This is a genomic window from Phytoactinopolyspora endophytica (assembly GCF_004138495.1).
Classification (GTDB): domain Bacteria; phylum Actinomycetota; class Actinomycetes; order Jiangellales; family Jiangellaceae; genus Phytoactinopolyspora; species Phytoactinopolyspora endophytica.
On record NZ_ML142855.1, the window covers coordinates 1 to 3,308 of the forward strand.

Annotated in this window: 3 protein-coding genes; 2 read left to right on the forward strand and 1 reads right to left on the reverse strand. The window is 63.6% G+C overall.

The annotated features are described in order from the left end of the window. Positions 1 to 233 precede the first annotated feature (233 nt). A complete protein-coding gene (locus ELR45_RS14825; protein WP_129667122.1) occupies positions 234 to 1,709 on the reverse strand; it encodes a DNA recombination protein RmuC in 1,476 nt (491 codons plus the stop codon). 51 nt (positions 1,710 to 1,760) lie between these two features. Between ELR45_RS14825 and ychF the strand changes: the two genes are divergently transcribed. Together ychF and ELR45_RS37880 are read left to right on the forward strand one after the other, a co-directional pair. Then, the gene (gene ychF, locus ELR45_RS14830; protein ID WP_129667123.1) at positions 1,761 to 2,834 is read left to right on the forward strand and encodes a redox-regulated ATPase YchF; all 1,074 of its coding nucleotides are present in this window, start codon (positions 1,761 to 1,763) and stop codon (positions 2,832 to 2,834) included. Between the two features lie 150 nt (positions 2,835 to 2,984). Next, positions 2,985 to 3,308, forward strand: a 324-nt coding sequence (locus ELR45_RS37880; protein WP_205856622.1) for a hypothetical protein, incomplete at its 3' end; no start/stop codon positions are given.

Here is a 3,308-nt window from a genome sequence, read left to right on the forward strand (position 1 = left end):
CCCGGAAGCTAAGCCCTTCAGCGCCGATGGTACTGCCCCCTAGCGGGGGTGGGAGAGTAGGACACCACCGGACACACACCATCATTAAGACCCCGACAGTGTGAGCAGACTTGCTCCACCGGTCGGGGTCTTTTTGTGCGCTCTGGAGCCCGCGCTTGTCGCCAGGACGTGGTCGTGCTGGCAAGCCGGCCCTGGTGGAGCGCTATGACTTCTCGGCCCGTGTGTGCTGAGAGTCAGCCTTCCGTGCCATCTCTCTGGTCGCGGGATGGGCTCGTGTCGACGTCCACGCCATAGCGACGGTCGATGCGTTCGAGCGCGACCAGCGATTCATCGGACGACGCGACCAGCTCGGGAGCCTGTACGTGCCGGGCGGACCTCTCGACTTGGGAGGCCGATTCGAGATCGTCGTCGACTACCTTGAGATCAGCCATCTTGCGTGCGGTGACAAGAACCCTGCTCTCCAGAGAGCTGACGGTGCTGTTGTAGGCACTGACGGTGTTGTCGAGCTGACGGCCGAGTTTGTTGATGTGCCCACCCATGGTGGACAGTCGCGAGTGAAGTTCGCGGCCGAGATCCAGCACATGTTGTGCGTTCTGTGCAAGCGACTCCTGCCGCCAGGTATAAGCGATGGTGCGTAGCAGTGCGACCAACGTCGCGGGCGTTGCCAGGACCACGTTGTGCTCGAATGCGTACTCGTACAGGGTGGGCGTCTGCTCGATCGCCGCGTTGAGAAAGACCTCCGACGGGATGAACATGACGACGAACTCCGGTGCTGGCGAGAACTGCTCCCAATACTCTTTGCTGGCCAGGTCATTGATGTGGTCCTTCACGTGCCGTGCGTGCGCGGCCAGCCGGGAGTTCCGGGTCTGCTCGTCGCGGGCCTCCTGTGCTTCGAGGAACCCGCTGAACGAGACCTTGGCGTCGACCACGACGTGCTTGCCACCCGCGAGGTTGACGAGCAGATCCGGCCGGAGCCGGCCATCGGCTGTGTCGGCGCTCGCCTGCTCGGTGAAGTCGACGTGTTCCAGCATCCCTGCGACCTCGATCACCCGGCGAAGTTGGATCTCGCCCCAGCGGCCCCGCACCTGTGGGGCGCGCAACGCGGTGACGAGCTGCTTCGTCTCCAACCGGAGCTTCTCCGCGTCCTTCCCCATCGTCTCAACCTGTGTGCGCAGCGCCGCGTACGCGTCGGTCCGTTCTTTCTCCAGCCTCTGGGCGTGTTCGGTGACCTTCTCCAGCTGCTCGTTCAGCGGCTTGACGAGCGATTCCACTGCCGTCCGGCGCTGATCGAGCTCGTTCTTGGCACGTTCCTCAGAGCCTTTGAACCGCTCCGCGGCCAGCTGCAGGAACTCGTCCCGGTTCTGTCGAAGCGCCGCCGCGGAGAGGCGTTCGAACTCGTGGCCTAGGCGCTGCTGCTCTTGCCGGAGGAGGTTGAGCTTCTCTTCCGAGTCCGTCCGGGCGTGCACAAGTTGTGTCTCGAGCCGGGCCAGATCGGCGTAGGCATCTCGCAGATCATGCACGGTCTCCTCGTGCTTGGCCGCGATGGTGTCTCGCTCGGTCCGTGCCGCATCCCGCTCCGCGCGGGCTGAGTCTCTGGCGGCGGTGACGGTCGCCGTCCGTACGGCGAGCCGCAGTCGGCCCACGAGCGCACCGAGGACACCACCGAGAATGAAGGCGAACAAGGTTACGAGAATGCTGGCTCCGTCCATGCTTTGTACTCTGCCGCACACCCCCGACAAAGTTGCGTACCCTTGACCATCGTGAGCCTCACTATCGGAATCGTCGGGCTGCCCAACGTCGGCAAGTCCACGCTCTTCAACGCGCTGACCAAGAATGACATCCTGGCGGCGAACTACCCGTTCGCCACCATCGAGCCGAACGTGGGCGTCGTAGGAGTGCCCGACCCGCGCATCGAGACGTTGGCGCAGATCTTCGGCTCCGCGCGCAAACTTCCGGCGACGGTCGACTTCGTCGATATCGCGGGAATCGTCAAGGGCGCGTCCGAGGGCCAGGGGCTGGGCAACCAGTTCTTGGCGAACATCCGGGAAGCGGATGCGATCTGCCAGGTGATCAGGGTCTTCAACGACCCCGATGTCGTCCACGTCGATGGCCGGATCGACCCGAAAGACGACATCGAGACGATCAACACCGAACTGATCCTCGCTGACATGCAGACGCTGGAGAAGGCGCTGCCGCGGTTGGAACGCGAGGTGAAGGGTGCCAAGGAGAAGCAGGTCAACGTGGACGCCGCCCGGGAGGCACAGTCGGTGCTGGAGGCTGGGCAGACCGTCTTCGCCGCCGGCCTGGACCAGGAGCCTCTCCGTGAACTGCACCTGCTCACCGCGAAGCCGTTCCTGTACGTGTTCAACATGGACGACGACGAGCTGTCGAACGAGGAGCTCCGTTCAGAGTTGCAGGCGTTGGTCGCACCGGCGGAGGCGATCTTCCTCGATGCGAAGATCGAGTTCGAGCTCGTCGAGCTCGATGATGCCGAGGCCCTGGAGCTGCTGCAGTCGATCGGCCAGGACGAGTCAGGCCTCGACATGCTCGCCCGGGTCGGCTTTGACACCCTGGGGCTGCAGACCTACCTCACGGCCGGGCCCAAGGAAGCGCGTGCGTGGACGATTCGCAAGGGAGCTACGGCTCCAGAGGCCGCGGGTGTGATCCACACCGACTTCCAGCGCGGCTTCATCAAGGCGGAGATCGTCTCGTTCGACGACCTGGTGAGCGTGGGGGGAATGGTCGAGGCCAAAGCCAAGGGCCTGGTTCGCATGGAGGGCAAGGACTACGTCATGCGGGACGGCGACGTCGTCGAGTTCCGGTTCAACGTCTGAGAGCGGGAAGAAGTGAAGCCGCCGGGAAGTTTGGCGCGCTATCGGGTGGCAGCGGCCGAACACCTCGAGTGGTGCGATCGAGTTGGAATTCGGGTACTCGACGGACGGTGGGACCTCGAAGACCCACTATCTGGACTTCTGCTTGCCGCCGTGGTGGACGCGCGGAGCGCTCCGGCGACACTCGGTGCGCTGTGCAACGAGACCTGGAAGTCAGTTGACGTCACGGCGGTCTGGTGGCCGAGCTCCTACGTAGACATGATCGTCAATTTCCGTGCTATTGGCACAGCGCATATGTTGGCCTTGGAGCACAAGCACCTGGACTCACCATCGAATGCTGCCGGCTACCGACGGGATGGTGGTGGAGTCTACTGGCAGACCGAGTCGATGCTGCGAGAGATTGAGCGAGTGCGCAGGGAAGACGGGAACTATCTTCTCGGTGGGCCGTTCGACGAGACCGCAGAGGCACATCTTGTG